We start from the raw sequence: 26,166 nt of genomic DNA on the forward strand, positions 1-26,166 counted from the left end.
GTATTAAAGTGACAAACGGGCCACCCCGAAAGGCGGCCCGTAAAATCATATCATGTTCAGATCAGGATTTCTGAACATTGATGTCAGGTGCATCGGCCTGTTTCATGCCAACGGTATGATAACCGCAATCGACGTGGTGGGTTTCACCCGTCACACCGGTTGACAGATCCGACAGGAAATAAAGCCCCGACCCGCCAACATCATCAAGGGTGACATTGCGGCGCATCGGTGAGTTAAACTCGTTCCATTTCAGGATATAGCGGAAATCGCCAATCCCAGAAGCGGCAAGGGTTTTCATCGGGCCAGCCGAAATGGCATTGACGCGGATACGATCCGGGCCAAGGTCATTGGCAAGATATTTGACACTGGCTTCAAGGGCGGCCTTGGCAACGCCCATGACGTTGTAATGCGGCATGACTTTTTCCGCCCCGTAATAGGACAGGGTCAAAAGCGATCCGCCGTCGGTCATCAGCTTTTCCGCGCGCTGTGCAACAGCGGTAAAGGAATAGACCGAAATGTTCATCGACATCGTAAAGTTTTCAAGCGACGTGTCGACATAGCGACCGCGCAGTTCGCTTTTGTCGGAAAAACCGATGGCATGAACGACGAAGTCGAGTTTGCCCCATTTTTCCTTGAGGGTGTCGAAAACGGAATCGATGCTTGCCGCATCGGTCACGTCACATGGCAACACGATGTCGCTGCCAACTGAGCTTGCCAAAGGACGGACACGTTTTTCCAGTGCTTCACCCTGATAGGTAAAAGCAACTTCGGCGCCAGCAGCAGCGGCAGCGCGTGCAATGCCCCAAGCAATGGATTTGTCGTTCGCGACGCCCATAATCAGGCCACGCTTACCGGCCATCAGGCCCGAGATGTTATCGGTGGACAGGCTCATTTTTCCTCTCGTTCCCACGATCTCTCTCTGTCAGGTGGAGGCCCTTTAAATAAAGCCACGACCGGTACAGGAGCTATTGGTCATTGGGCGCATCCTACACAAAGCAAGGCCAAGGTCAATCTGGCCTGTTATAACGTGTGCGGGCACGCTATCCTGTTGATCAATTACAGTATAACCGGAAAATGCGTAGGGATAAGCGTTTAATGGTGGAAATTCAGAAATTGATCGAAGATCGAACAGCATTCTGGCGCTATGCGCTGATGCGGTTTGTCTATGATAAATCGGTGCAGCGCGCGGCTGGCCTGTCTTATACGACTCTTTTGGCGATGGTTCCGTTTCTGGCTGTCGCGTTGACAGTGCTTTCGGCTTTTCCGGTATTTGATCAATTCAAAGATCAAATCATGAGCGTTGTTTTAAATAACTTTCTGCCAGAAACCGGTGAACAGGTAACCGACTACCTTGGAAACTTCTTGCAAAACACCGGCCAGATGACCGCTGTTGGCACCATGGTGCTTGGTCTGACGGCGGTGATGTTGCTCGGCGCGATTGAAGGGGCGATGAATGACGTCTTTCGCGTGACAAGCCCGCGCAAGTTGCTGTCGCGTCTTGTGGTGTTCTGGACGCTTCTGACTGTTGGGCCGATGTTGTTGGGATTGAGCCTGTCGTTGGCGTCCTATCTGTTTGCCATGCGCTATATGGTCGGCGGTGATTTGATCGGCGGGCAACTTGGTCAGCTTACCTTTGTTGCGCCGTTCCTGTTATCGGCAATCGCTTTTTCGTTGTTGTTCATTGGGATGCCCAACCGTTCAGTTGAAATCATTGATGGGTTTCTGGGCGGCCTTGTTGCGGCGGGATTGTTTGAGGCGCTTAAAAAAGGGTTCGGATTTTATGTTACCAATTTCCCGACCTATCAGACGATTTATGGCGCGGCTGCAATTGTGCCGATTTTTCTGCTGTGGATGTATCTGACGTGGATTGTGATTCTGCTGGGCGCACAGGTGGCGGCTGCACGGTCTGAATGGCGTGCGGCCCGGGCTGCGGGCCTTATTCCCGATCCGCGCGGGGCGGTGCCGGGCCACATGGAACGCATTATTGCGGTTCTGCGGGTGCTGGAATACCTGCAAAATGGTTTCCATAACGCATCCAAACCGCCGACCTATCGCCGCATGATGCGTGAGGTCAAGCTTGGCGGGCGTGACTTGAACTGGGCATTGGCCGCCCTTCGGCGGGAAAAGCTGATTGATCGGTCCGAAAGTCATCGCTGGTTGCTATCTGGTAATTTATCGCGTCTGACATTGAACGATTTGATGAGCCGTCTGGGATTGTTTCTCGATTATGACCGGCTGCTGGTGGTCAATACCAATGCTGGCTGGCCGGTGGTGATGCGTGAACGGTTGATCGCGCTTGAAAAGAAACGCCAGTCGGTTCTCGACGTCGAAGTTGGCGCCTTGCTTGATACACCTAAGTCCGAAGACAAGGTTCCTGAGGTGATCGAGCGAGCCGATGACGATGGTAATTCATCGGATATCGGTAATAAGGAAATGGTGCAAACCACCGATTAGAATGATGTTCTTCTGATGGAAAATACACAAGGCCGGGACATGTAATCCCGGCCTTGATGTTTGAGGAGACATCATGATGATGGTTCAGGCAATTGTTAGTGGGCCATTTCCGCGGCAATTTCGTTCAGTGCCTTGGCAATTTCTGCCCGGCGTCCGGTGTCGGCGGACGCGCGGCTTGGTCGGTCAGGGGCGCGAAGTGCCTTTTCCAGATAGGTTTTGGCGTCTTTGAAATGATCGTTCTGGCGCAGGAAGTCACCATAGAAGTAGTTCGGATCAATCCCGTCCGGATTGAGTTCGAGTGCCTTTTTGAGGAACTCTTCCGCCTTGGTGTCACTGCCAAAGGCAAGTGGCCATGGGGGCACCTGATAATACAACGACCCAAGGGACGTATAGGCCGATCCATCCATGGCAGTTGGATCGGTGGCAATGGCATGTTCAAACAGATCTCGTGCGTCACGTACTTTGCCAAGGGCTGAGATACCGCGCACGATCCCTGCATCTGTCGAAAGAATGATGCCTTGCCAGATCATGACTTCCGGGCTGTCGGGATAGCGGATCAGGAGGTTCTGGGCCTCGGTTTCAAGCAGATGGATGGCATCGAGTTGCTGTTCCTCGTCACTGATCTGATATTTGATGCGCGCCCATTCGGTTTGCAAATCGCTAACACCGGCCATGATGTCGTCATGTGTGGTGCCTGCGTTGGCGCCAAATGGCAGACCGACCGCAACGGCACATAAAAGGACAAAACGGTTGATTTTCATGCGTTGTGGCTCCTTGGGCTGGTGCCCCGATTGGGGGTGGTCAGGGTGGTTGGGGTATGTCTATGACCTGGTTTGAGGATTTCTTCGCCGATGGCGGCGTTCTTGCGCAGGCCCTTGTCGACCAGTTTGGGGAATACGGCGTTCAGAACCGCAAATAACCGTTCCGGCCAGCCGATCCGGATGTCGATTTCAGCATGCTCAATCGCTATCACAATCCGGTGGGCAACGTTTTGTGGATCGTCTTCGGTAACGCGGGTCTGACGGTTAAGGATACCGACTTTGCCGCTGTTCATCGATGTGCGAACTGCCCGTGGTGCAACGTGGCAGACCGTAACGCCGCTGCCAAAAAGTTCACGGCGCAGGGCGTCACTAAATCCCTTAAGGCCCGATTTGGCCGCAGCGTAGCCGGTGACGTGAGGAAGCGGGATCATGCCGACCATGGAGCCGATATTGACGATCTGGCCATATCCGCGTGCGCGCATCGTCGGGAGGACTGCCTGGCAAAGACGCATGGGCACCAGAAGGTTCAATGTCACGAGGGCGTCGTAATCCTGATCTTCGGCGTGGCCGAAATCATTGATGCCGGCCAGATTAATCAGAATATCGGGGGTGTCTTCACGCAATGTTTTGCAAGCCGTATCAATGTTTTCCATCAGGTTTCCCTGAGTAGCCCGGTTATAGGCAATGACACGTGCGCCGCGCGCAACCAGCAGGTTGACCAGCGGCACGCCAATACCGCCAGTTGCCCCCGTGACAAAGACGGTCTTTCCATCAAGCAACATTTTTACGTTGTCCTTCATGCGGGATCGCCGCGAACAAATTGGCAAATAAACGAAATGCATTTTGGGCGACTTCGATGATGGCGGCCTGATCGTCCGGGTCACTGATCTGATTGACGGTTTTCTCGAAGAATTTCATATGTTCGAGATCAAGGGTGCCGTGCGAAAACAGATAGGTGAAAGCCGATTTCGGCAGGTCAAGGCCGCTCATGACGGCATCGGCCCCCTGACTGGCGATCTGGGTTGATGTACTTTCGAGCATGAACACCATGCCCAAGAAACCAACCGGGTTCTTGCGGCTGATGTAATCGTAGTTATACGCAACCATCACTTGTGTTTCGAGATTGGGCTGCGCGTTGCGTGCGGCTTCTTTGTCACCACCGGCGGCCTCGATATCATTGAGAATCCATTCTTCGTGACCTTCTTCTTCTTCGAGGTATTCAATCACGGCCTTGTGCAGCCAGCGTTTGTCATCAGGCAGGCGCGATCCCATGGCCATCAGGAAGGGCACGGTATGTTTGACGTGGTGATAGGCCTCGGTCAGATAGGCGACATAGGTCGAGCGTGAAATGTGCCCCTGCAAGCCATCGACAAGTTGGGGAACGTGATACAGAGCCGCACGGGACTGAGCGGTTTCAGAGACAAGGCGATCATAAAAATTCATGGTTTTCTCCGGGACAGACAGGGGGGATGTGTACATTTTTGTGATGGTATCGCGCCGCGGACGTCCGGTGCCGGTGAGGCAGCCGTTATCAATGGTAAACGGCGATACGACGCGAATACGTTTGATCTGGGCGTAGTCGGGTAAAGTGGAATTGGCGGCGGCAACGGCAGCCGTGACGTCGGCATTTGGGCCGGTGGGAACGATCAGCGCGCCAAGTTCGGGTTCGCCATCCCCAAAAACCATCACCTGATAGATTCCGGGCTGTGCCAGCAGCGCAGATTCAGGCCATTCAGGTGATATGTTGCGGCCCAATGACGTGATCAGTACGTTTTTGCGGCGTCCGGTCACACTGACATAGCCATCAAGGTCAATCTTGCCAAGATCGCCAGTGGCAAATACCCCTGTGGCCGGTTCGCCGATATAGCCGAGAAAGCCGGGGTCGCGGATGACGATTTCACCGTTGGAAATGTCGGCGACGACATGGGGCAGGAGCCGCCCGGTGGTGCCGGGTTTATCCTTGCCCGGTATATTCATCGACACCACAGAGCCGCATTCCGATAATCCGTATCCTTCGTACACCGGAAGTCCAATCTGGCGTGCCTTGGCGATCAACACCGGGTCAACGCGCGATCCGCCGACAGCGATGAACTTAAGGTCGGGGAGGACGCCGTTCTTGATGACCTGCATCATCAATGCACGCAGGATTTCCGGTACCAAAATAACGGATGTCGCCCGCGTTTGGCTGAGGATGCCGTGTAGCCCCTGATATTGTGGGCCGAACTGCTCAAGCGGTGTCAGTACAATGGTACATCCGGCCATCAGACCGGCATATACCCCTGCAACGTTTTCCAGCAGAACGGCAAGCGGCAGCACGCAGGCATGGGTTTGAGTGACATCATCACCGAGCATTTCATGGATCGAGGATGCAACATTCATCATTGCCGATGATGGCAAGCAGACGCCTTTGGGCGTGCCGGTCGTGCCGGATGTAAAGGTGATCTTTGCTGTGCCAACGGGGATGTCGGTGGATTGTGATTGCCAGGTTTCAGTCATGCCGTCAGGCGTGAGCATATGGGTGATGCCCGCGGATGCGATGGTGTGGTTGATTTGGTCACGGGTGAAGAAAGGCGGGATCGGCACGCAGATTGTATTGGCGCTTAGCGCTGCCAGATCCCAGATCAGCCAGTCGATCCCGTTATCAAGGGCGATGCCCAAAACATCGACGCCCGCAAGTTCAAGGCACCGCGCGTCAATGAGATCATAAAGATCACCATAGGAAACCTCATCATTGCCTTCGCGCAGGGCAACTTTTTCAGGGGACTGGTTGAGGATGCGTTCAAACAGCATAATCAGATCTCGCCATTATGTTGAAGGTGGGGGTAAAGACGCGGGCGCATGTGGGTGTATTCCGCGCCAAGCAACATCTGAAGGCGGCGGTATCCATGCGATACAGAACCGGAAAGAACATGTGGGCAGGTGTCGTAATAACGGCCCCATTCGCCGTCGCCTGTGGTTGGAGTATCCAGATCACACGGGTTGGCTTGGGCATGGCGCGCTGGTTTTAGCCCCATCTTGCGCAATCGCTTTTCAAGGGCGTCTGTTCCGGTAACGACCGCCTGCTTAAAGCCGTTATGGTGCAAATAGGCCGATAGGGCTGCGAACAAAAAGGATGACGCCCCGCCACCCGAGGATGCCAGATTGCCGATTTCGACGATCTGATGACGCGGGATGCCCAAAATGATTTCGATCGGGGCTGGAAGATATTGTTCAAGGAAAAGCGGGCCGTGCCCGGCAGACCGAAAACCAAGGGCAGCAACAATGCGCCCGGCATCATCACGGACACTCATCAGGCTGCCATACTGGACCTTGATGGCGGCGTCATAGACATCGGCATAGATGTTGGCAATGAATGTTTCGACTTCCGGCCGTTCAGCAGCAAGAACTGTCAGCACCGAAATGGCGCAGGCGCGCATTTGCAAGTGGTCCAGAAAACCACGTTTGCGGAAGCTGAGCTTTGCAGTTGGGAAACCGTTTTCATTGTAATTCAGGTGCAGCATCAGGGGTGCCTTCAATTGCTTATGTTACGCAATTTGGCACGTTAACCTGACAGCAGTCTGAATGGCGGATAGGTGATCAGCTCTTGGGGGACGTGGGGCTCATTTCAACGCGAATGGTGGGATCAAGGCTGCGCAGATGCAGATCGCGTTGCGGGAACGGGATTTCGATATCGTTTTCCTTAAAGGCATCCCAGACGTTGAGCAGAACTTCGCTGATGATGTTGCCGCGCCCGTTTTGCGGGTCGGTGATCCAGAAGCGGATTTCAAGATCGACCGAGTTGTCGCCAAAGCCGCGCAACAACGTGTTGGGGCCGGGGTTGTCCTGTACACGCGCGCATTTTGCTGCGGCTTCGTTGCACAGTTTGATCGCGAAATGCGGATCGCAGTTATAGGAAATGCCAACCGGGATTTTCAGGCGTAGCTTGACGTCTGTGTGGCTCCAGTTTTCGACCTGTGTGGTGATGAGGTCTTCGTTGGGGATCAGGAATTCTGTGCCGTCCCGGGTGCGAACGGCGGTGTAGCGTGCGCCAAGGGACTGTATCCAGCCGAATGTTTCGCCAATGGCAATGACATCGCCGGGCTTGATCGACCGATCCAAAAGCAGGATCACGCCGCTGATCAGGTTGGCAACAATGCGTTGCAGGCCAAGACCAATGCCGACACCAACCGCACCGCCAAACACCGCAAGGGCGGTTAAATCAACGCCAATCGTTGACAGGGCAAATAGAACCGCAACGGACAGTAAAACCAGTTTGAGCAGTTTGGACATCAGCACCTGAACCGAGGGAGTCAGGCGGTGGACCTTTTTGATGCGTTGTTCAAAGAGTCGGGATGAAAAGGATGCAACCCAAAGCAAAACTGCCAACGACAGGATAGCTTTTATAACGCCATAGACCGAAACGCGGAATGAGCCGACTTGCATGGCAAGACTGTCGAGCGCTGCGATGGTTGGATCAAGCCAGCCAACGATATTAAGGGCAGCCAACCCCCACGCCACAGCCGCAATGGTGCGTGACCAGACCGGATCATTCACCACAGCCGCCGCCAGACGAATGACGATCCACGCGTTGAGCAGGCTGGCGACAAGGCGCAGGATATTGTGGCGATATCCCGTTTGAACAGCAATGGCCTCAAGGACCCAGACCAGTACGACCAGCAGCAGGGGAAACGCCAAGTCAGGCAGAACAGAAAACAGTCGTCTGAAACCGGCATAGTGCAAAAGCGGTTTCCAGTTTTGCAGCCGAGCAAGAAGGGAGGTCAATGTCGGACGCAGCAAAAGGGCCGGCAGCATCGCCAGCAGGCAGGCCGCAATTTGTATGAGGATTGGGCCGAGAAGAATATTGGCCTGTACCCAGTCTATGGCTTGGTCAATCCAGAGCAAATATTGATCCGGGTTGGTAAACTGTTCCATTGGTGCCCTGATGTGTTCCTGATTTTCTGTTTTGGCTCTTAACGGCAAAACGCTTTAAATCATATGGTAACACGAGAACGGATTTTCAGGCAGGACGTTGCATTTAAAAGCAAATTGGAACTGTAACCTGCCACGGTGAGTGCAGGTGTTTTGACAATTTGGGCACTAAAAAAGCCGGCGAGAAGCCGGCTTTTAAGCGGGATACTATCGGGTGCTGTAGGGGTGCTTTTCCGACCAGTCACGGATAAACTCGATCAATTCATCATCGCGTTCATCGGGAAGTTTTACCGTCAGATGGACATATTGATCGCCGTGTTTGGTGTTGCGATCATAGGGTGCCCCCTTACCGCGCAGGCGCAATTTTGTGCCGCTGTTGGCGTTGGCAGGCAATTTCATATTGACCTTGCCATTGACCGTCGGGACTTCGATGGATCCGCCAAGGACCGCCTCGGCCAGTGTGATCGCCAATTCACAATGCAGGTCATTGCCTTCGCGACGGAATGTTTTGTCGGGATGAACATGCAGCTTGATCAAGGCATCGCCTGCCTCACCACCATTCATGCCTGCCATGCCCTGACCTTTCAGGCGCAGGGTTTGTTCGTCTTCACTTCCCGGTGGGATGCGGACTTCAAGGCTTTTGCCGCTGGCAAGGTTGATCCGCTTGGTCGTGCCAATGATGGCCTCGGAAAAATCAAGGCTCAGCTCATAGGAGATGTTCGGGCCTTTGACCTTTTGCGGTTTGCGTTCACCGCCAAAACCACCAAAACCGCCGCCACCGCGACCACCCCGACCGCCTTTGCCGAAAATTTCGTCAAAGATATCTTCGGGGTTCGAGCCGGAAAAGCCGAATGGGTCGTTCTGACCAAATCCACCGCCCGCGCGCGAGTGACCACCGCCGCCACCGCGACCAAAAGGCCCGGTTTCGCGACCGTCGGCATCAATCAAGCCATTGTCGAATTTCTTGCGACGTTCAGGATCGCCAAGCAGGTGATAGGCGCTTGAAACTTTTTTAAAGCGTTCTTCAATCTTGGTATCGCCGGGATTGACGTCGGGATGGAGTTCACGCGCCAGTTTGCGATAGACTTTTTTGATTTCGTCCTGGGTGGCGTTTTTTTCAACGCCGAGTATTTTGTAGGGATCCTGCATGAATTAACCGGTTGGATGAACAAAATGGGCGGTGGCACAATTTAAGTGCATGATGCGCGCAATCAGAACCATTTCGTCACGATTTCGTCGGGCACGTTTTATATCAAGCAAGGACAAATCCAGTGAATGTAGCGGGGCTACGATCAAGGGCTTCGTCACATTGCTCTGCCGCGCTGTCTTTTGCCAAACGACATGCCAAAACAAACAAAATGGCGCTGATTGCGCGCTCCGTACTCTAGCCCGTCTTGGCGAAAACAAGAAAGGCTATTTATTGCTGTGTCCGGATATAAAAAAAGCGGTGCAGATCGCAAGGACCACACCGCCTTTTTTGAAAATCTGGTTTCAGATCAGACGGGGCTGATCAATTCACGACCTGCCAACTGCCATCAGGTTTGCGGCACGCTGTGCCATAGGCGGTTTCTTCCTGCCCACCAATCATGACGGTCTGCTGGTATTCGCGGCAATATTCCTGCGTTTCGGGTTTCTGATAGGTCCGTGTTGGTGTCACGGTGCCCTGAACGCCGGTATCTGGGTTCTGCCAGCTTGATGTTTTGCCTGTTGGCGCGCTTTCAAGGGTTTGCTGTGTGCTTTGTGCCATGATCGCGCGGTCCGCGTTATCAAGTGAACGCCCGACCTCGCTGCCAAGAAACGCGCCAGCCATGGTACCAAGTGCAACACCGACCAACTGACCTTTGCCTTTGCCAAACTGTGCGCCAGCAACCGCACCGCCAACCGCACCCAGCAAGGTGCCAGCGGTTTGTTTCTGGCCCTGATCCTGAGCACAGCCTGCGATGAAGGCGGTCATGATCAATGGTATGACGATATGACGGAATTTCATGTTACTTCTGCCCATCTTGTTTTTCCTGTCCCAACCGATATGCTCTGAATATACGAACGATGATCCTGTGTTGCCACCCCCGTGTTCGTCATCCGCTGTCACTTAAGCCAGCCGATTTTGGATAATCAGAGGAACTTTGACCCCAATGGACGAAAAAAATACGCCAAAAATGGGGCATGAACCCCATGTCGCCCCGTTTGAGATGTTTGACGATTGGTTCAAAGACGCCAAAAGCAACGAAGATGCCTATCCTGACGCGATGACATTGGCCACCGCGGACAAAGATGGCCGTCCTTCAGCACGGATCGTCCTGCTTAAGGGGTTTGATGATCGTGGCTTTGTCTTTTACACCAATTATGAAAGCCGCAAGGGCAGCCAACTTGCTGAAAACAGCTATGCGGCATTGTGTTTTCATTGGAAAACGGTCGAGAAATGCGTGCGAATCGAAGGCAAGGTCGCCAAGGTCGATGATGCTGAATCCGATGAGTATTTCGCATCGCGCCCACGTGGCAGCCAGCTTGGCGCCTGGGCATCGATACAGTCACGCCCGATGACCGGTCGGTTTGATCTGGAAAAACGGGTGGCGGAATTTACTGCCAAGTTTGGTTTGGGCAAGGTCGCACGCCCGGATCACTGGGGTGGTTTCCGCCTTGTGCCTGACCGGATTGAATTTTGGGCCGAGGGGAAATTCCGTCTTCATGATCGCAAACTGTTTACCCGTGATGCCGATGATGCGGGCTGGAATACGCAAAAGCTGTTCCCGTAAGGATTTGGCTTTATGCCCTGAACGATAGAACGCGCAAAAGAGTTGATCTTTTGCGCGTTTTTGATTGGGATGCCTGTTTCCCCGGTCCGGTTCGTCTGACTATTTAGTCTGTTCGGGCGGGCAGAATGTTTCCTGCAAGACGGCAATGATTTTCATGATGTTCTGATCTGCCAGCGAATAATAAATCGTCTGGGCTTCGCGCCGGGTTTTGACCAACCTGTCGCGCCGCAGCCGTGCGAGATGCTGTGACAGGGCGGATTGTTTAATGCCCAGTTCATTCTCAAGCGTGCCAACCGATTTTTCGGCATCGCCAAGGGAACAAAGAATCATCAGCCGCCATTCATTACCCAGCGTTTTGAGAAATTCTGCTGCTTCGCGTGCATTTTGATGAAGCGCTTCGTAATCCATCCGCCAGCAAACCCATTTCCAAATTACATACCAATCTACATCTACGGTCTGACCTTGGTTGGTATCGGTCGGGGTCAGCGTATTTTCGGTCTTGTCGTCAAACAGCCATCGTAATCGGAGCCATAAATGATACAATACACCTTGTAAGCTATTCTATCGGGCAGGTTTACGAAAAGCTGATCTTGTTTCTATACAGCGTTGAAAGAACAATTACAGCCGCAATATTTTTGATCTTGAACAAGGAATAGAGTGATCAAAAGTAGCAACATAATGGCGATCCTGCGTGATGATGATCGATCAGACGCGGGCACTGTTCACAAGATGACAGGCGGGAGTGAGTGCAATGGCAATAAGAACAATTCTGGCGCCAGTAGCCGGTTCGGAAATTGATCGCCGTGTGATGGATATGGCGTTCCGTACTGCAAAGCGGTTCGATGCGCATCTTGAGGCGCTTTTTGTCGCCGCCGAACCACAGGATGCCATTCCAATTGTTGGCGAAGGCATGTCGGGTCTGATCATTGAAGAAATGATCCGGGCGGCGGAAACCGAAACAGGAAAACGCGAAGCCAACGGCAAGGCTGCGTTTGAGGCCGCTGTCGCCACGGCCGGGATCGACATTGCAGAGGCACCGACGACCCAGTCCAAAGCAACCTGTGCGTGGCGCAAGGACAATGGCCGCGAAGACGAAACCGTTGCGCGCCGGGGCCGCCTGTTTGATCTGGTGGTGGTTGGCCGCGATCCCAAAGAAGCTTCTGCGTCACTGACCTTTGATGCTGCATTGATGGAAACCGGGCGGCCGATCTTTGTCGCCCCGATAGACCCGCCTGCGACGATTGGTGAAAAGGTCATGATTGCATGGAACGGCGGGGTCGAAGCCGCGCGTGCCGTGACGTCGGCCATGCCGCTGTTGCGCACGGCAAAGACCGTCACAATCGTCAGTGTCGGGGATGTTCCGTATGGCCGGGCCAGTGCCAGAGAATTGGCGGAACAATTCCGCTGGCACGGAGTCGAGGCGGGCGTTGTTGAACATACCGAAGGCGGAAATGTCGCTAATACCTTGATTTTGGAAGCAGAAAAATGCGCTGCTGATAGCATCGTACTTGGTGCCTATAGCCATTCACGGTTCAAGGAAATGATCCTTGGCGGTGTGACGCAAGATATGCTGGCAAAATGTACGTTGCCACTTTGGATCATGCACTGAGTGTTCCGCTGACCGGGCGTCAGCATAACCATATGATTTCGCGAAATTAAATTACCTATTCTTTTGAATGGGTCAGAAAGGCGCATTTTGGTGCGCCTTTTTTTGTTGCATCCGCGAACAAATAGAGGGAGGGTTACGGAAATCTTACAAAGACGGAACCCCGAAAAACGAGGCGTTCCGCATTGAGGAAGAAACGTCTGCTAGGGGAATTGCGATGTTATCACTTCGCGACATCATTGATTTTGCGGCCATGTCCGAGGATTTGGCTGACGAATTAAACAGTCTTAAAATTGGTTTGCCCGATCTTGGTGCTGCGGTTGTTGGCCAAGTTGGTGGTGGCGACAATTCCATTCGCGGCTGCGAAGCAACACCCTGTGCTGCCAACGAGTGTGACGGCAAATAAGCAGGCGATGCGGGGCGACGTGATAGTGATATATGCCCCAACCTGATGCTTCTTATGGTGCCGGAAGCACGCCTGCGCTGACAGCAGGTCCATTTTCCTATTTTGAGAACAGACTGATCTGATCCTCATCGCGTTTGGTTTTTTGCGTGATGGGTGGTTCTTCGCGCCATGACAAAACATGGTCGGGAAGTGGAGCCAGCATATGGGCAACCTGTGCGAAGTTTTCTGTCGGATCAAGCCACGCATCAAGGTGATTTGGTCCGATCACCACGGGCATGCGATCATGAATATGGGCAATCACACCCGATGGTGCACAGGTGATAATGGTCGCCTCTGACCCGTTTTCCAGTCCGGCAAATAGAAACGGTTGATGATCGGGAAGCGTGATCTGATTTTTACGCTTTGCCGTGCCGTCTTTGCGCCATTCATACCAACTTGTGGCCGGGATCAGGCATCGTCGGGTAAGCAGGGGGCGAAATGTGGGTTTCTGGTCAAGTGTTTCGGCCCGCGCATTGATCAGTGGCGTGTTCAGGCCCGAAACCGTAAGCCCCCAGTGGCGAATTGCGGCTTTGCGTTCCGGCAGCATGACGGCAATCGGATCGGTCGGGCGGCGCGTGCCGGTCAGGCCTTCAAACGCGGCATCAAGGTCGTTCTGGTTTTCGGCGGTTTGATGGGCAAGCTGCGCATCGTCAAACCCGTTGTGCAAAATGCTGCGCCGGATGTCTTCCATCTCCAGTCCCAATTGCGCCTGAAGGGCGTGGACGTTGCTGTTAAGATCAAATCGACTGCACATGTATTTGCCTGCACTGGTTCGGTCATCAGGATAATAGCTGCTGCGGGCTTTGCCAAATCCTGCGATGCGTACTACGTGAAACGAGGCCATGATCCAAGGCCGACAGAAATTTTAACGAAAACAGGGCATTTCCTTCAATGGTTTGACGGGGGATGTTATAACAGTGCGATCACATGCAGTCACGCATGCGCACGCCACATAAAGAGCCCGAATAATGAATAACCCAGCCCCGAAAACAGTCGTTCTGACAGGTGCCAGCCGTGGTATCGGTCACGTTACGGTTGGTTATTTTGCCCGGCGTGGTTGGCGGGTGATTTGCTGTTCACGTGAAGCACCGCCACCCAGTTGTCCGCGTGACCCTTCACTTGGCATTCATATCCGTGCTGATCTTTCCAAACCCGAAGACGTGGAGTCTTTCATCGCACAGGCCAATGAGGTGCTGGGCGATGATCCGCTGCATGCCCTGGTCAATAATGCCGGTGTGTCGCCCAAGACGCCCTATAAGGAACGGCTTGGCTGTTTGAACGGCGATATTGATGCGTGGCGCGATGTGTTTGAACTTAATTTCTTCACCCCGCTAACACTGGCGCGCGGGTTTGCATCGGCCTTGCACCGTGGCAAGGGGGCAATTTGCAACATCACATCAATTGCCGGGCACTATGTGCATCCGTTTGCCGGATCTGCCTATTCCACATCAAAGGCGGCCCTTTCCGGGCTGACGCGTGAAATGGCGGTGGAGTTTGCCGAACTGGGTGTGCGGGTCAATGCCGTTGCGCCTGGCGAAATTAAAACCGACATGATTTCCCCTGAATATGAAGCACTGGTGCCGCGCATCCCGATGAACCGGATGGGCACCCCCGAAGACGTCGCCGCCGCGGTGCATTATCTGGTCGGGGAAGACAGCAGTTATGTTACCGGCACGGAAATCTTTGTTACCGGCGGGCAGCATCTTTATTAATCGGCGGATCGCTACGTTCGCCGCAATTGATGGTGATGATGTAGCGGTTCTGAGCCGATATGCTTAAAAGACCAAAGGCAGCCAAGCTTGGCTGCCTTATGCGTTCTGGCTAATGTAAAAGGCCGGGTCGTAATCAACTTTTCCAGCCGGGATTTCATCGATCAGCGGGCGGGCCATGAAATATTCATCAGGCACACCTTCAAGCTTAAGATCGGGCAGGGGCGCAAAGCCAAACCGGCTGTAATAGTTTGGCTCCCCCAGAACAACACACCCGGCGGCATCATCGGCACGCAAATGACGGATGCCGCTTTGGATCAGTTCGGAGCCAACGCCGAACCCTTGACGGTCGGGCAGGACGGCAACCGGGCCAAGCCCGTACCATCCACATTCCAGGTTATTGATTTTAATCGGGGAAAAGGCAATGCAGCCAATAAGCTCGTCATCTTGTTGAGCAATCAGTGAAAGGGTGAGCTTCCCTTTTTGACGCAGGGCATCGACAATAAGGTGTTCTGTCTGCTGGCTGTGGGGTGCTGTTTCAAATGCACCTGCCAGAAGCGCGTGAATCGCCGCGATGTCATGTTCGGTTTCTTCACGAATAAGCATTTTCGTCCCTGCCTGTGACGTAGGGTCTGCTTCCTGCGGACCGTCACCCACGACTATAACGGGAAAACGTCGTAGGGCAAGGCTGTGTTAAACCAGCAGACTTTTCAGCCAGTCGTTTTTTTGTTCAAGGCGTTTGACTTCCATTTCAAGCCAGCCGGTGAAGTTTGATGCTTCGTTGGCGTGCTCTTCGCGCAGGGCCAAAACACGTTCAAGATCAAGCTCGCACACATCCTGAAGGATTTCGAGCTGCTCACGACGGATGTCATCATCAAGCAAATGCAGATAGCGCATCTTAAGCGCCATGATCAAACGCGATAGTTCACCCGATGTATCGCGCAGGTTGCCTTGCATCAGTTCGACGAATTTATCGTGGCCCTGTTGGGTCAGGATAAGCTGCCCGTCGGAAAATGCGGTGCTTCCACTGTCTTCCTTGACCAGTCCTTCAAGCTTCAAAAGCTGTAATGAACTTCCCATCATATCCAGCGACGGCCCCATCATATGGGACATGAAATGACGCACGGAATTGGCCAGATCAGCATAGCTGATTGGTTTATCCGAAAGGGCAAGTGTGCCGAGTGCGCACAGGCGCAGACATTCTTTGGGGAGCAAGGTTCTATCCGAATACATGGGCGGCCCCTGTTTGATGACAGGACCGACGTTAACGCGAACGGTTATTAATTGCAATATGTGATCTTAAAGGCATTTTAAATGCCCGCAATCATCATCAGCATGAATATAGGCCGCCCTATGGCGAAAGCAAACATTCGGGTCCGATTTGAAGATGTTAGATCAGAACAGTTTCGTCGACGGATCAAAAAAGGCCAGGGTATTTGCCACTGGCCTTCGTTTTCTGATCCCTGACGCCCGATCAGGCGGCCTTGGAAATGCCCAACTGGCTCCAGACGGCCAGCAGCGAGTCGATCAGGTGATCCATTAATTCGTCATTATGCAACGGACCGGGGGTGAAGCGCAGGCGTTCGGTGCCGCGCGGCACGGTTGGATAGTTGATCGGCTGCACATAAATATCATGTTCAAACAGCAGGCGGTCGCTGGCTTCCTTACACATCGCGGCATTGCCAACCATCAAGGGGACAATGTGGGATGGGGCGTCCATAACCGGTAGGCCTGCCGCACGCATGCGTTCACGCAGCGTTTCAGCGCGTTCTTTTTGTGCAACGCGCTCTGCATTGCTTTCCTTAAGATGGCGCACAGATGCCAGCGCACCCGCCGCAATGCTGGGCGGGTGGGAGCTTGTGAAGATGAACCCGTTGCCAAAGCTGCGTACGAAATCGACGATTTCCGGTTTGGCCGCGATGTAACCGCCAATGACGCCAAATGCCTTGGCCAGTGTGCCCTGAACGATATCAACGCGGTGCATAACGCCATCGCGTTCGGCAACACCGCCACCGCGCGGGCCGTACATGCCCACCGCATGGACTTCATCAAGGTATGAAATCGCGTTGTATTTTTCGCAAAGATCAAGAATCTGGCCAATCGGGGCGATATCGCCATCCATCGAATAGACCGACTCGAACGCGACGATTTTGGCGCGCTCCGGGCCGAGGTCCTTGAGGATAGCTTCAAGATGTTCGACGTCGTTGTGGTTCCAGATGCGGCGTTCGGCCTTGGAATGGCGCATGCCTTCGATCATGGAATTATGGTTCTGGGAGTCGGAAATGATCACGCAATCGGGCAATTTGGAGCCAAGGGTCGACAGCGTGGTCCAGTTTGCGACATAGCCAGATGTCATCAGAAGGGCGGCTTCCTTGCCATGCAGATCGGCGAGCTCTTGCTCAAGCGCGACGTGCAGATGGTTGGAGCCGGAAATATTGCGTGTGCCACCCGCACCGCCACCCTGGCCGGAAACGGCTTTGTCCATGGCTTCAAGCACCTTGGGGTGCTGACCCATGCCAAGATAATCGTTGGAACACCAGACAGTGATTTCGCGCGGCGCTTCCCCATTTTCCGGATGATAGAGGGACTTGGGGAATTTGCCGACAATGCGTTCAAGATTGGCGAACACGCGATATCTGCCCTCAGCCTTAAGGCCAGAAATCGCGTCTTTGAAGAAGTTGTTATAATTCATCTTTGTTACTTTCGCCTGTCTCTTTGCGACGGAACAGTTTCGCACATCACAAAGCTCTGGTCTTGTCCTGATCAGTGATCTGATCTGGACATGTCGTCCGGCTTGACCGGGTCTTGATGTTTCCCTTATCGGACATGGCGTCCGACACGGCATTGACCCTTGTCAAAAATTAAAGCGATTCCAGTTTGTTTTGAACCGCACGGTCAGAGAAGGCGTTCCATCTTTCGTTTGTCGATCTCGCCGCAGGGTTGGTCCTGTTTCAAGGACTTGGCGTACCCCGTCTCAATTCAGTTGTCAATTTGGGGCCATTGGCGGCATTTGGCAAGGATTTGAACGCATTTCACCCCACAATTATATCAATTCAGGCCATAGTTTTAATCAATCGATTTGGTGTAATTTGGCATTTAAGGCTATTGGGTGCGATTTTAGGCGGTGTTTTGTGGGATCAGATGTGTGGTTTTAGAAAAAAAGCCCGGCGCAAAACGGATTTGAGCCGGGCTTTTTGATGTTTTGATCTGTGTCGCGACTTAAAGGCTGCTGTGCCACTCGGTCAGGGCGGCTTCGACCGCGTCAAACATCGTATGGATCTGGTCTTCGGTGATGATCAGCGGCGGGCAGAAGGCAACCGTATCGCCAAGCGCACGCAGGATCACACCATGCTCAAGACATTTGGCCGCAACGGCTTTGCCCGCAGCACCATAGGGATCAAACGGTGTTTTCGCACACTTATCAGAAACCAGTTCAAACGCCCCGATCAGGCCGTGGCCCCGGGTTTCGCCGACATGTTCGAACTTGTTAAGGTCTTTGAGGCGTTTCTGGAACGGCGACATGACACTACGGACATGCTCTATAATCCCGTCGTCCTCATAGATTTTAAGGGTTTCAAGTGCGACGGCCGCTGCCACCGGGTGCCCGGAATAGGTAAAGCCATGGCCGAATGTCCCGACTTCGTCTGATCCCTTTTTGACGGCCTGATAAATAGCCTCATTGATAAACAGGGCCGAAATCGGCAGGTACGCCGATGACAGCTGTTTGGCGACTGTGATCATATCGGGTTTAAGTCGGAAGGTTTCGCTGGCAAACATCCGACCGGTCCGGCCAAAGCCGCAAATCACTTCATCGGCAATAAACAGGATGTCATAGCGTTTGAGCACTTCCTGAATTTTTTCAAAATAGGTGCGTGGCGGCACAATCACGCCACCGGCCCCCATGATCGGTTCGGCGATAAACGCGCCGACGGTTTCGGGGCCTTCGGCCTGGATAAGGTCTTCAAGCTGTTCGGCCAGACGGGTGGCGAAATCTTCTTCTTCCTCACCCGGCAGGGCATCGCGCCAGTAATGCGGTGTTTCGGTATGAAGAATGCGATCAATCGGCAGGTCAAACAGTTTGTGATTGCCCGGAAGGCCGGTCATTGAGGCCGCCGCCACGGTGACCCCGTGATAGCCCTTCTTGCGCGAGATGATCTTCTTCTTTTCCGGCTGGCCAATAGCATTATGATAATACCAAACCATTTTGACTGCCGAATCAGTGGCTTCAGAGCCGCTGTTGGCAAAGAAGACCTTCGACATCGGTACGGGTACGATTTCCAGCAGCTTTTCAGCCAGATCAATCGCCGGGTTTGTACTTTTGGATGCAAAGGTATGATAATAGGGCAGGATGTTGAGCTGCTTGGTGGCGGCATCCACCAGTCGTTTCTCGCTAAAGCCAAGCGACGTACACCAAAGACCTGCCATGCCTTCGATCAGTTTGTGACCCGCATCATCGGTGACATAAATGCCGTCCCCGCCGGTAATGATGTGCGGACCGGTTTGTTCGTGGGTGGCATGATTGGTATAGGGATGCAGGTAGCTCGCGACATCGCGGCTGGCATCTGAATTGCCCGGAACGGTTGGGGCGACGGCTGGATTGACGTTGGTGGCGTCGATGGTCATGGCGAACCTCGTTTTGATGTGGGGCCCTGAAACCCGTAAATGCTTTTAAGGCACTTTAATCCCACTTTGATCGGGCGCAACCCATTCCTTTGCACTGCGATAACTTTGCGCGGGATTTACCGTAATGACGAAAAACCGGCGGGAATGATCCGACCGGTTTTGATATGGGGTTTTGATGCGGGTGTGCGCGATATTGGCTTAGTGTGACATCAGGACCGGAACGGTCATGTGGCGCAAAAGATGCTGTGTCACACCGCCCATCATCAATTCGCGCAGGCGCGGGCGGCCATAGGCCCCGCAGACAATCAGATCAGAACTTTCATCCGCGGCCCGCGACAACAGCAAGTCACCAACACTGATGCCCGATGCATTCATCGTTTCCTTGGTCGCACTAATGCCGTGGCGTTTGAGACGGTCCGCGATGTCGATGCCCGGCACGGGCAGGGTATCACGTGCGCCCTTGTTCGGATCAGCACACAGAACCACGGCCTTCTTGGCGGTTTCAAGGAACGGCATGCTGTCGTTTACCGCGCGAACGGCTTCGCGGTAAGGTTTCCAGGCAATCAGAACCCGTTCGCCGACGGTGGCAAACTTTCCGACATAGGGCACGATCAGAACAGGTGTGCCAGACGTCAGAACAACCTTGTCTGGCATTTCAGAGACAGAGCACGGATCACCACTTTCCGGGTCGTGCTGTCCTAAAATCGTCAGGTCATGGTGGCGGGCATACATTGCTGCCGTATCGGCAAGTTCGGTGGCGGCACAGGTTGTTTGCTGCCAGCTAAATTCAATACCGGCATCTGTGCAGGCGGTTTCAAATACGCCTTGCGCCACTTTGCCCTGATCGGCCATGGCCTGACGTTGCTGAGCGATGATTTCTTGTGGAATTTGGACTTCCATAAAACGCGGAATATCAGTCACAGGCAGCAGAAACAGACCAGTCAGATGGGCCTTCTGCGCCTTGGCAACCTTCAGGGCGACGGCAAGGCGTTCTGTGCAGGCAGGCGAATTGTCGATGTGAACAAGAATATCCCGATACATGAGACTGTCTCCATTGTACGGCCCGTCATCTTCACCAGAAGGGTGAGGATCACACGCGGGTCCTTTCGATATGGAATAAGCATAATCTCGGGTGCTTTGGGCGTCTTTGCTCTATCTCAAATTGAATAATTTAAAACGACTTTATGGGGCGTATGTGCCGCTAGCCATCCGTGCCCGGCTGGGTCATCGGGATGACTTTTTCCATTTCCGGGGTGTCGGCACCAGTTGACGGTGCCATGCCTTGTGGAGCTTGTGGAGTCTGGGTTGTTTGGGGTGCCATTTGGCCACCCACGTTGCTGCCGGGCATATTGCTCATGGTTGGGTCGGACATCGGGATGTTCATCGCATCGCCCGACAACATCGACAGACTTTTATGCAGTTGCTGGGATAGTGGGGCCCAGTTTTTCTGCAAGGTGGCGCAGGACGCGGCATCGCCTTGCTGAACACAGCGTTGCGCCATGCGATCCAGAATGCCGAGCGCAATGCGGGCCTCATCAATTTGCTGTTTCTGCATTTGATCGAGCATTTTTTGATTTTGGTCTTCCATCATCACCAGATTGTCAGACTGTGTTGCGACCGATCCGGCGGTTGTCCCGGTTGGGCGTGCCATGGTTTGGGGCGTGCTATTGGCTTGTGCATTGGATGGCCGGCCCCATGGGGTGACGATGGTTTGACTGTCATTGGCGACGGTGACGGGATCTTCGACCGGTGCCATGCAGGCAGATACAGCACATGTCAGTGCAATCATGGTCAGAGTCTTGGCTGTTGTATGCATCGACATGTCGTGCTCCTTGGACCTGTGGCGTTTTGCCGTGGTCACGCGATCGCGTTGTCCCTAAAACCGGTCGTATTGGATGCTACGACTTTGCTTTTGTTATGGAACATATTGGACTGACTTATCACGCCTGTCCAGATATGGGCCGATGAAAGCTTTTTGACCGACCGGCGATCTCCGGGCATTACGCTGTGTGTATTTCGGGCGTTGATAATTTCGGTTCGTTTTTTAAGGTGCTGGCGATCCAGCGCATTGTAAGTTTTATCCGTTCGATGTGTCTGAGGTCAGGATGGGTCAAAACCCACAATCTGTTTGGCGCGATATCCTTTAGCACGGTGATACGTTTCAAACCGGGAATGGCAAGATCGGTCGGCAAGCAGGCAAAGCCGCATCCCGAAAGTGCAAGTTGCGCCATTGCAATCAGGTCATCAGATTGCTGATGAATTTTACCCCGGTGGCATTTTTCCAACCATGTGAAAACGGGGTGACTGCGAAGCGTCCCGCACGCGCCGATAAAGTTCTGCTGCAACAGAACATCCAGATCGTCAGTCGCAACGTCATCAGAGGTGCCGTAAATGGCCCAACTGATTTTTCGGACCTCGCGACCGACCAGATGTTCAGGCGGATGGCTGGCGACCCGAATTGCGATGTCGGCATAGCGTTGTGTCATGTTGAATTCCTGATTGCTCGTTAGCAGTTCAAGCTGAATGTCAGGATGTTCTGTATGAAATCGCGCAAAGCAATCGGGCAAAAGGAAGTATGAAAAGCTTGTCGGGGCGGTAATGCGCACCAACCCGGACGGCGATACATCACGCCCGGAAATGTTCAGGTTGATCGCATCGAAGCTGTTCATGATCTGTCGGGCAGGGTGCAGCATATCTGCCCCAGCCTCGGTCAATTGATAATCGCCCCGAACCCGGTCAAACAGCCTCGCACCGGTTTCTTTTTCCAGAGCGTGAATATGACGGAACACGGTCGTGCTGCTGACGCGTAGTTTCTGTGATGCCTGTTCGAGCGAGCCTGTCTCTGCGATGGCGAGAAAGGACTTCATGTAATTCCAGTCCATCGGCGTAAATTCCAAATTTGCAATCATTGATTTCAAAATCGCGTATGTATTGCAAATTTGCAATTCTCTATTTCTGTTCCTGCGAAATGTTGAACGCACATAACAAAGGGAATTGCGATGATTGGCTACACATCCGTTGGAACGAATGACCTGACGCGCTCTGGCGCATTTTATGACGCACTGTTTGAGTGTTTTGGGGCAGGCCGCGTCATGGTTGTTTCCGATTTTATTGTCTGGGGACAGAGTACCGATAGCCCATGTTTTTCTGTCCATGTTCCGTTTGACGGCAAACCGGCAACCGTCGGAAATGGCACAATGATCGCCTTGGCCGCACAGTCGCGCCAGCAGGTTGACGAGGTCTATCAAAAGGCGCTGGCGTTGGGCGGTACATCAGAAGGCACACCCGGTCCACGCACCGACGACGGATTTTATGCCGCATATTTCCGTGATCTGGATGGCAATAAACTGAACGTGCATTTCATGGGATAGTGCGGCGTCATGATTTCCGTCGGCTGTTCGTCAGAATGATTTTCAGAATTTTCTAAATCTCGGGGATGTGTGATGTACCCTCATTTTCGTCTGGTGGGACATCGATTATGTCCCTATGTGCAGCGTGTTTCCATGGTCATGGCCGCACGTTCAATTGATCACGAACGGGTTGATATTTCACTTGAGAATAAGCCGGACTGGCTTTTTGATATCAGCCCGACGGGCAAAGTGCCGGTCTTGGTTGTTGATCACGGGCGGTTCCTGTTCGAGGCCGCTGCGATCTGTGAGTATCTTGATGATTTAACCGGCAAGATGTTGTTGCCACGCGATCCTTATGAACGTGGCCTGCACCGTGGGCTGATTGCACTTGGCGAACAGATATTGTCGTTGACGGCGATGCTGATTTATCAGGCGCCAACGGAGGATACGGTCGATGCAACGGTGGCACAGATAACCCAACGGCTTGAAATACTTGCCGACCATGTTGAGACAAAACCTTTGCAGGCGCCGGGACGCATTGGTCTGCTTGATTTTGTTTTCGCAACGGCTTTTCGACCGTTTCCATTGCTTTCGGTTGGGTTGAACCGGGATCTTTATGCCGGAATGGATTGTCTGAAAGACTGGTCGATCAAGCTTTCGGGGCACGACATTATCCAAAATGCCGTGCCCCGGAGCTACCTTGCGGAAATGCAGAAATTCATTGCGACGAAGGAAGGGTATCTTGCCCGCCGGTTGGCGGTGCTGCCGCCTGTGCATTTGGCTTACAGACAAGATGCTGGTTAGAGACCTGTGCCTGTTATGTCAGTCGGATACGTGTCGTGCCACCATGGCGACAATGGTGTCAAAAAGTTCGTTTTTCGCCTGTTCCTGTGTGATTTCACCGGTTGCCGCCGCGTAGGACAGGGCCTCTGCCGCGCCAAGGAACCCCCACAGGCTGACCGTTGATACGGTGCCGCTGGCACAAAAAGGGGCAAGAATATCGCGGCATTTTTCAAGGAACAGAAGGTTGTAGTCGCGTTTCACCTGCTCAAGCTCTGGCGACCCGGCAAGTGCGGAAATGACACCTGATATTTCACGCCCCTGAGACAATACGCAATCAACATAAGATGATGCAATCACCGCCGCCTTATCGTTCAGGCTGGGCGCACTTGCCTGAAGGGCAGCGTCAAGCACGGCGGACTGGCGCATATCGTAATCCTGATACAGGGCGATCAGCAATCCCGATCGGGTGCCAAAATGATCATAGACAACCGGCTTGGTCACACCGGCCTGCTCGGCAAGGGACCCAAGGCTGAGTGCCTCGGTTCCTTGCCCACGCACCATTTGCCACGCGACATCAACAAGTTGACGGTACCGATCCTCCCGCGAGAGCCGTTTGCGCGGTTTGTGGCGGGTTGGAGAATTATTTGCGCTGATGCTTGACATCTCTATATACCAAACGTAACTTACGGAAAGTAACTTACTAAAAGTATATAGAGATTGCCACCCCGAGGCAATCGGTTAAGAAGGAGATCTGTCATGCACGCACTTGTGGTTGTTGCACATCCAAATACCGGTTCGTTTACCCATGCTGTTGCCAGTCATATCGGCAAGGGCATCGAAGATGCCGGTTCGGACCACAGTTTCGAACTTGCCGACCTTACGGCAGAGGGATTTGATCCGCGGTTCAGTTTGGGCGATGTCGCGGGGTTTGGCCTTATCACGCCTTATCCCGATGACGTCATCGCCGAACAACAGAGGATCGACCGTGCCGATACGCTGGTTCTGGTTTTTCCGATCTATTGGTGGTCGATACCCGCCATCATGAAAGGGTGGATTGACCGTGTGTTTACCAATGGCTGGGCCTATGAGGACATAGACGGCGAAAAGGTCATTAAAAAGCTGACTCATTTGAAGGTTCATCTTGTCGCCATTGGCGGTGCCGGTTTGGGCACATTTGCCCGGCATGGGTATTTCGGCGCAATGAAGCTGCAAATCCATCAGGGCATTTTTGATTATTGCGGCGTTGAGGTCGCGTCATCCGAATTGATGTTGCTGGCCGATGGCAATGATCCGGTCGCGCATTTTAAAACGGCGCGTGATCTTGGTGCGGCGATCCCGGCCAAGGTTGTTCAACCTGATCTGGATATGGCGGGATAAATCCCGGTTCTTTTATCCTGGCCGTCACAAGGTGAAAAACAAAACGCCCGCCAAAATCTGGCGGGCGTTTGAATGTGTGCTGTTTGGCTTCGCTTAGTCGTGCTTGCCGCCATGTGCCTTGGACCAGCCAATCGGATCAGCAAGGAACGAGCGCACCCCTTCGATGGCGTCTTGACTGAAATATTCGCCTTCTTCGGCAACGGCCAGAACGTCCGCCCAGGTGGCAAGGTAATGCATTTCGATGTCGTCTTTGCGCAGTTCTTCAAGCGCACCTTCGAAGATGTCATAGAAGAACACGACAAAGGCGTGTTTGCATTCCCCACCGGCGTCCCGGATGGCATTGACGAAATTGACTTTCGAGGCACCATCGGTAGCCAGATCTTCGACCAGAAGAACGCGCTGACCTTCGTGGATGTCGCCTTCGATGCGGGCCTTGCGACCGAACCCTTTGGGTTTTTTGCGAACATACTGCATCGGCAGGTCCATTACATCGGCCAGCCATGCGGAATAAGGGATACCCGCTGTTTCACCACCGGCGACGGCATCAAATGCCTCGTAACCCGCTTTGTCAGAAACCTGACGGGCGGCAAGCTCAATCACCTTGCGGCGTGCGCGCGGGAATGAAATCAGTTTGCGGCAGTCGATATAAACCGGGCTGGCCCAGCCAGATGTCAGGATATAGGCTTCTTCCGGGCGGAAATTAACCGCTCCGATATCGAGCAAAATCTTGGCAACGGTTTTGGCAGCATAGGAACAATGCGCGGTCGGCGATGGGGTGGTCATGGCAGCTTTACCCTCTTTGGCTCGAAGATTTGCCGACCTCATAACGCTTTTGGCCAAAAAGCGCAAAGAAAAGCCGCTGTCCGGGTGGTCAGGATTGGGGCTGCGGCGCGGCGAAAACGAGAATTGGCAAAGAATGAGCGCGGCGTGAATTGTGAAATGAAGGTATAAGGTATCATAAGTGATATCTCAAATATCATAATTGAAGTTTTAGATGCGTTTTGTTAGGCTTTGGTTCGGTTCCAATAAAGGGTTTGCTTTATGATTACCGCAGGACAAATGCGCGCGGCGCGGGCCCTGTTGGGCATTGATCAAAAAACACTGGCTGAAATGGCCGGGGTTTCGGTGCCGACCATTCAGCGAATGGAGGCCAGCAAGGGCAATGTGCGCGGTGTGGTCGATACGCTGGCTAAGGTTGTCGAGGCGCTTGATCGTGCCGGGATCGAGCTGATCGGGGATAACGTGCAAAGTATCTCGACGGGCCGAGGTGTGCGCCTGAAGGATCCTGCAATACGTCCCGCCGAAAACACGACCAAACAGGACGAAGAATAAAACGCAACATCACTTGCGACGGAGACCGCCGACACTTGCCGACGATCCCGCCGCCTTTTCACAAG

The 26,166-nt window shown here is 53.4% G+C and carries 28 protein-coding genes; 9 read left to right on the top strand and 19 right to left on the bottom strand.

What is annotated here, in order from left to right; all coding sequences use genetic code 11:
* Positions 1 to 61: 61 nt before the first annotated feature.
* Positions 62 to 892 (bottom strand): enoyl-ACP reductase FabI, encoded by an 831-nt coding sequence (gene fabI / locus COO92_RS15590; RefSeq protein WP_101303576.1) that lies wholly within the window; start codon positions 890 to 892, stop codon positions 62 to 64.
* Between the two features lie 203 nt (positions 893 to 1,095).
* Between fabI and COO92_RS15595 the strand changes: the two genes are divergently transcribed.
* Positions 1,096 to 2,454, top strand: coding sequence for a YihY family inner membrane protein (locus COO92_RS15595; protein ID WP_101303578.1), 1,359 nt, complete (start codon positions 1,096 to 1,098; stop codon positions 2,452 to 2,454).
* Between the two features lie 95 nt (positions 2,455 to 2,549).
* On the opposite strand, the gene COO92_RS15600 is transcribed toward COO92_RS15595, so the two are convergent.
* The 7 genes from COO92_RS15600 to COO92_RS15630 form a co-directional block, all read right to left on the bottom strand.
* On the bottom strand, positions 2,550 to 3,215 hold the full coding sequence (locus COO92_RS15600) for a tetratricopeptide repeat protein (protein WP_101303580.1): 666 nt from the start codon (positions 3,213 to 3,215) through the stop codon (positions 2,550 to 2,552).
* Positions 3,212 to 4,015 (bottom strand): SDR family NAD(P)-dependent oxidoreductase, encoded by an 804-nt coding sequence (locus COO92_RS15605; RefSeq protein ID WP_240626463.1) that lies wholly within the window; start codon positions 4,013 to 4,015, stop codon positions 3,212 to 3,214. Before COO92_RS15605 ends, COO92_RS15600 begins: the two co-directional genes overlap by 4 nt.
* Positions 3,987 to 6,005, bottom strand: a complete 2,019-nt coding sequence (locus tag COO92_RS15610) for an AMP-binding protein (protein WP_101303584.1) — start codon at positions 6,003 to 6,005, stop codon at positions 3,987 to 3,989. Before COO92_RS15610 ends, COO92_RS15605 begins: the two co-directional genes overlap by 29 nt.
* A gap of 2 nt (positions 6,006 to 6,007) precedes the next feature.
* On the bottom strand, positions 6,008 to 6,715 hold the full coding sequence (locus COO92_RS15615) for a thermostable hemolysin (protein ID WP_101303586.1): 708 nt from the start codon (positions 6,713 to 6,715) through the stop codon (positions 6,008 to 6,010).
* Between the two features lie 76 nt (positions 6,716 to 6,791).
* Positions 6,792 to 8,126 carry a mechanosensitive ion channel family protein gene (locus tag COO92_RS15620; protein WP_101303588.1) on the bottom strand — a complete coding sequence of 445 codons (1,335 nt, stop codon included), beginning with the start codon at positions 8,124 to 8,126 and terminating at the stop codon, positions 6,792 to 6,794.
* Positions 8,127 to 8,330: 204 nt separating this feature from the next.
* On the bottom strand, positions 8,331 to 9,272 hold the full coding sequence (locus tag COO92_RS15625) for a DnaJ C-terminal domain-containing protein (protein ID WP_101303590.1): 942 nt from the start codon (positions 9,270 to 9,272) through the stop codon (positions 8,331 to 8,333).
* A gap of 361 nt (positions 9,273 to 9,633) precedes the next feature.
* Positions 9,634 to 10,125: an RT0821/Lpp0805 family surface protein gene (locus COO92_RS15630; RefSeq protein ID WP_240626464.1), complete on the bottom strand. Its 492-nt coding sequence runs from the start codon at positions 10,123 to 10,125 to the stop codon at positions 9,634 to 9,636.
* 130 nt (positions 10,126 to 10,255) lie between these two features.
* Between COO92_RS15630 and pdxH the strand changes: the two genes are divergently transcribed.
* Positions 10,256 to 10,876 carry a pyridoxamine 5'-phosphate oxidase gene (pdxH, locus tag COO92_RS15635; RefSeq protein ID WP_101303592.1) on the top strand — a complete coding sequence of 207 codons (621 nt, stop codon included), beginning with the start codon at positions 10,256 to 10,258 and terminating at the stop codon, positions 10,874 to 10,876.
* Positions 10,877 to 10,975: 99 nt separating this feature from the next.
* On the opposite strand, the gene COO92_RS15640 is transcribed toward pdxH, so the two are convergent.
* Positions 10,976 to 11,284 (bottom strand): ArsR/SmtB family transcription factor, encoded by a 309-nt coding sequence (locus COO92_RS15640; protein WP_101303594.1) that lies wholly within the window; start codon positions 11,282 to 11,284, stop codon positions 10,976 to 10,978.
* 343 nt (positions 11,285 to 11,627) lie between these two features.
* On the opposite strand from COO92_RS15640, the gene COO92_RS15645 reads away from it, so the two are divergent.
* On the top strand, positions 11,628 to 12,485 hold the full coding sequence (locus COO92_RS15645; protein ID WP_101303596.1) for a universal stress protein: 858 nt from the start codon (positions 11,628 to 11,630) through the stop codon (positions 12,483 to 12,485).
* A gap of 214 nt (positions 12,486 to 12,699) precedes the next feature.
* Positions 12,700 to 12,888 (top strand): hypothetical protein, encoded by a 189-nt coding sequence (locus tag COO92_RS15650; protein ID WP_101303598.1) that lies wholly within the window; start codon positions 12,700 to 12,702, stop codon positions 12,886 to 12,888.
* A 97-nt stretch (positions 12,889 to 12,985) separates the two neighbouring features.
* Here the strand turns inward: COO92_RS15650 and COO92_RS15655 are convergent, their stop codons facing one another.
* The gene (locus COO92_RS15655; RefSeq protein WP_240626465.1) at positions 12,986 to 13,771 is read right to left on the bottom strand and encodes an SOS response-associated peptidase; all 786 of its coding nucleotides are present in this window, start codon (positions 13,769 to 13,771) and stop codon (positions 12,986 to 12,988) included.
* Between the two features lie 124 nt (positions 13,772 to 13,895).
* Here COO92_RS15655 and COO92_RS15660 point away from each other — a divergent pair, with 124 nt between their 5' ends.
* Entirely contained in the window at positions 13,896 to 14,639 is a 744-nt protein-coding gene (locus COO92_RS15660; protein ID WP_101303600.1) for an SDR family NAD(P)-dependent oxidoreductase, read from the top strand.
* Between the two features lie 96 nt (positions 14,640 to 14,735).
* Here the strand turns inward: COO92_RS15660 and COO92_RS15665 are convergent, their stop codons facing one another.
* The 7 genes from COO92_RS15665 to COO92_RS15695 all read right to left on the bottom strand — a co-directional run bounded on the left by COO92_RS15665 (position 14,736) and on the right by COO92_RS15695 (position 22,126).
* The gene (locus tag COO92_RS15665) at positions 14,736 to 15,242 is read right to left on the bottom strand and encodes a GNAT family N-acetyltransferase (RefSeq protein ID WP_101303601.1); all 507 of its coding nucleotides are present in this window, start codon (positions 15,240 to 15,242) and stop codon (positions 14,736 to 14,738) included.
* Between the two features lie 87 nt (positions 15,243 to 15,329).
* Positions 15,330 to 15,869 carry a hypothetical protein gene (locus tag COO92_RS15670; protein WP_101303603.1) on the bottom strand — a complete coding sequence of 180 codons (540 nt, stop codon included), beginning with the start codon at positions 15,867 to 15,869 and terminating at the stop codon, positions 15,330 to 15,332.
* A gap of 241 nt (positions 15,870 to 16,110) precedes the next feature.
* Positions 16,111 to 17,328 (bottom strand): 5-aminolevulinate synthase, encoded by a 1,218-nt coding sequence (hemA, locus tag COO92_RS15675; protein WP_101303605.1) that lies wholly within the window; start codon positions 17,326 to 17,328, stop codon positions 16,111 to 16,113.
* A gap of 527 nt (positions 17,329 to 17,855) precedes the next feature.
* Positions 17,856 to 19,259 carry an aspartate aminotransferase family protein gene (locus COO92_RS15680; protein ID WP_101303607.1) on the bottom strand — a complete coding sequence of 468 codons (1,404 nt, stop codon included), beginning with the start codon at positions 19,257 to 19,259 and terminating at the stop codon, positions 17,856 to 17,858.
* A gap of 198 nt (positions 19,260 to 19,457) precedes the next feature.
* A complete protein-coding gene (locus COO92_RS15685) occupies positions 19,458 to 20,300 on the bottom strand; it encodes a universal stress protein (protein WP_101303609.1) in 843 nt (280 codons plus the stop codon).
* 160 nt (positions 20,301 to 20,460) lie between these two features.
* Positions 20,461 to 21,081, bottom strand: coding sequence for a hypothetical protein (locus COO92_RS15690; RefSeq protein WP_101303611.1), 621 nt, complete (start codon positions 21,079 to 21,081; stop codon positions 20,461 to 20,463).
* Between the two features lie 178 nt (positions 21,082 to 21,259).
* Positions 21,260 to 22,126, bottom strand: coding sequence for a LysR family transcriptional regulator (locus COO92_RS15695; RefSeq protein ID WP_240626466.1), 867 nt, complete (start codon positions 22,124 to 22,126; stop codon positions 21,260 to 21,262).
* A gap of 132 nt (positions 22,127 to 22,258) precedes the next feature.
* Here COO92_RS15695 and COO92_RS15700 point away from each other — a divergent pair, with 132 nt between their 5' ends.
* Positions 22,259 to 22,630, top strand: a complete 372-nt coding sequence (locus COO92_RS15700; RefSeq protein WP_101303613.1) for a VOC family protein — start codon at positions 22,259 to 22,261, stop codon at positions 22,628 to 22,630.
* Between the two features lie 72 nt (positions 22,631 to 22,702).
* On the top strand, positions 22,703 to 23,413 hold the full coding sequence (locus tag COO92_RS15705; protein WP_101303615.1) for a glutathione S-transferase family protein: 711 nt from the start codon (positions 22,703 to 22,705) through the stop codon (positions 23,411 to 23,413).
* A gap of 18 nt (positions 23,414 to 23,431) precedes the next feature.
* Here the strand turns inward: COO92_RS15705 and COO92_RS15710 are convergent, their stop codons facing one another.
* Positions 23,432 to 24,055, bottom strand: a complete 624-nt coding sequence (locus tag COO92_RS15710; RefSeq protein WP_101303617.1) for a TetR/AcrR family transcriptional regulator — start codon at positions 24,053 to 24,055, stop codon at positions 23,432 to 23,434.
* A gap of 93 nt (positions 24,056 to 24,148) precedes the next feature.
* Between COO92_RS15710 and COO92_RS15715 the strand changes: the two genes are divergently transcribed.
* A complete protein-coding gene (locus tag COO92_RS15715; protein ID WP_101303619.1) occupies positions 24,149 to 24,769 on the top strand; it encodes an NAD(P)H-dependent oxidoreductase in 621 nt (206 codons plus the stop codon).
* A gap of 93 nt (positions 24,770 to 24,862) precedes the next feature.
* On the opposite strand, the gene COO92_RS15720 is transcribed toward COO92_RS15715, so the two are convergent.
* Positions 24,863 to 25,552: an orotate phosphoribosyltransferase gene (locus COO92_RS15720; RefSeq protein ID WP_028791713.1), complete on the bottom strand. Its 690-nt coding sequence runs from the start codon at positions 25,550 to 25,552 to the stop codon at positions 24,863 to 24,865.
* A 258-nt stretch (positions 25,553 to 25,810) separates the two neighbouring features.
* On the opposite strand from COO92_RS15720, the gene COO92_RS15725 reads away from it, so the two are divergent.
* The gene (locus tag COO92_RS15725; protein WP_101303621.1) at positions 25,811 to 26,101 is read left to right on the top strand and encodes a helix-turn-helix domain-containing protein; all 291 of its coding nucleotides are present in this window, start codon (positions 25,811 to 25,813) and stop codon (positions 26,099 to 26,101) included.
* The last annotated feature ends 65 nt before the right edge of the window (positions 26,102 to 26,166 follow it).

Source organism: Thalassospira lohafexi (assembly GCF_002844275.1).
Lineage (GTDB): Bacteria > Pseudomonadota > Alphaproteobacteria > Rhodospirillales > Thalassospiraceae > Thalassospira > Thalassospira lohafexi.

Excerpts from the sequence above, each read along its gene's own strand:
- fabI (WP_101303576.1), bottom strand. The coding sequence starts at position 892 with ATGAGCCTGTCCACCGATAACATCTCGGGCCTGATGGCCGGTAAGCGT.
- COO92_RS15595 (WP_101303578.1), top strand. The coding sequence starts at position 1,096 with ATGGTGGAAATTCAGAAATTGATCGAAGATCGAACAGCATTCTGGCGC.
- COO92_RS15600 (WP_101303580.1), bottom strand. The coding sequence starts at position 3,215 with ATGAAAATCAACCGTTTTGTCCTTTTATGTGCCGTTGCGGTCGGTCTG.
- COO92_RS15605 (WP_240626463.1), bottom strand. The coding sequence starts at position 4,015 with ATGAAGGACAACGTAAAAATGTTGCTTGATGGAAAGACCGTCTTTGTC.
- COO92_RS15610 (WP_101303584.1), bottom strand. The coding sequence starts at position 6,005 with ATGCTGTTTGAACGCATCCTCAACCAGTCCCCTGAAAAAGTTGCCCTG.
- COO92_RS15615 (WP_101303586.1), bottom strand. The coding sequence starts at position 6,715 with ATGCTGCACCTGAATTACAATGAAAACGGTTTCCCAACTGCAAAGCTC.
- COO92_RS15620 (WP_101303588.1), bottom strand. The coding sequence starts at position 8,126 with ATGGAACAGTTTACCAACCCGGATCAATATTTGCTCTGGATTGACCAA.
- COO92_RS15625 (WP_101303590.1), bottom strand. The coding sequence starts at position 9,272 with ATGCAGGATCCCTACAAAATACTCGGCGTTGAAAAAAACGCCACCCAG.
- COO92_RS15630 (WP_240626464.1), bottom strand. The coding sequence starts at position 10,125 with ATGGGCAGAAGTAACATGAAATTCCGTCATATCGTCATACCATTGATC.
- pdxH (WP_101303592.1), top strand. The coding sequence starts at position 10,256 with ATGGACGAAAAAAATACGCCAAAAATGGGGCATGAACCCCATGTCGCC.
- COO92_RS15640 (WP_101303594.1), bottom strand. The coding sequence starts at position 11,284 with ATGGATTACGAAGCGCTTCATCAAAATGCACGCGAAGCAGCAGAATTT.
- COO92_RS15645 (WP_101303596.1), top strand. The coding sequence starts at position 11,628 with ATGGCAATAAGAACAATTCTGGCGCCAGTAGCCGGTTCGGAAATTGAT.
- COO92_RS15650 (WP_101303598.1), top strand. The coding sequence starts at position 12,700 with ATGTTATCACTTCGCGACATCATTGATTTTGCGGCCATGTCCGAGGAT.
- COO92_RS15655 (WP_240626465.1), bottom strand. The coding sequence starts at position 13,771 with ATGGCCTCGTTTCACGTAGTACGCATCGCAGGATTTGGCAAAGCCCGC.
- COO92_RS15660 (WP_101303600.1), top strand. The coding sequence starts at position 13,896 with ATGAATAACCCAGCCCCGAAAACAGTCGTTCTGACAGGTGCCAGCCGT.
- COO92_RS15665 (WP_101303601.1), bottom strand. The coding sequence starts at position 15,242 with ATGCTTATTCGTGAAGAAACCGAACATGACATCGCGGCGATTCACGCG.
- COO92_RS15670 (WP_101303603.1), bottom strand. The coding sequence starts at position 15,869 with ATGTATTCGGATAGAACCTTGCTCCCCAAAGAATGTCTGCGCCTGTGC.
- hemA (WP_101303605.1), bottom strand. The coding sequence starts at position 17,328 with ATGAATTATAACAACTTCTTCAAAGACGCGATTTCTGGCCTTAAGGCT.
- COO92_RS15680 (WP_101303607.1), bottom strand. The coding sequence starts at position 19,259 with ATGACCATCGACGCCACCAACGTCAATCCAGCCGTCGCCCCAACCGTT.
- COO92_RS15685 (WP_101303609.1), bottom strand. The coding sequence starts at position 20,300 with ATGTATCGGGATATTCTTGTTCACATCGACAATTCGCCTGCCTGCACA.
- COO92_RS15690 (WP_101303611.1), bottom strand. The coding sequence starts at position 21,081 with ATGTCGATGCATACAACAGCCAAGACTCTGACCATGATTGCACTGACA.
- COO92_RS15695 (WP_240626466.1), bottom strand. The coding sequence starts at position 22,126 with ATGAAGTCCTTTCTCGCCATCGCAGAGACAGGCTCGCTCGAACAGGCA.
- COO92_RS15700 (WP_101303613.1), top strand. The coding sequence starts at position 22,259 with ATGATTGGCTACACATCCGTTGGAACGAATGACCTGACGCGCTCTGGC.
- COO92_RS15705 (WP_101303615.1), top strand. The coding sequence starts at position 22,703 with ATGTACCCTCATTTTCGTCTGGTGGGACATCGATTATGTCCCTATGTG.
- COO92_RS15710 (WP_101303617.1), bottom strand. The coding sequence starts at position 24,055 with ATGTCAAGCATCAGCGCAAATAATTCTCCAACCCGCCACAAACCGCGC.
- COO92_RS15715 (WP_101303619.1), top strand. The coding sequence starts at position 24,149 with ATGCACGCACTTGTGGTTGTTGCACATCCAAATACCGGTTCGTTTACC.
- COO92_RS15720 (WP_028791713.1), bottom strand. The coding sequence starts at position 25,552 with ATGACCACCCCATCGCCGACCGCGCATTGTTCCTATGCTGCCAAAACC.
- COO92_RS15725 (WP_101303621.1), top strand. The coding sequence starts at position 25,811 with ATGATTACCGCAGGACAAATGCGCGCGGCGCGGGCCCTGTTGGGCATT.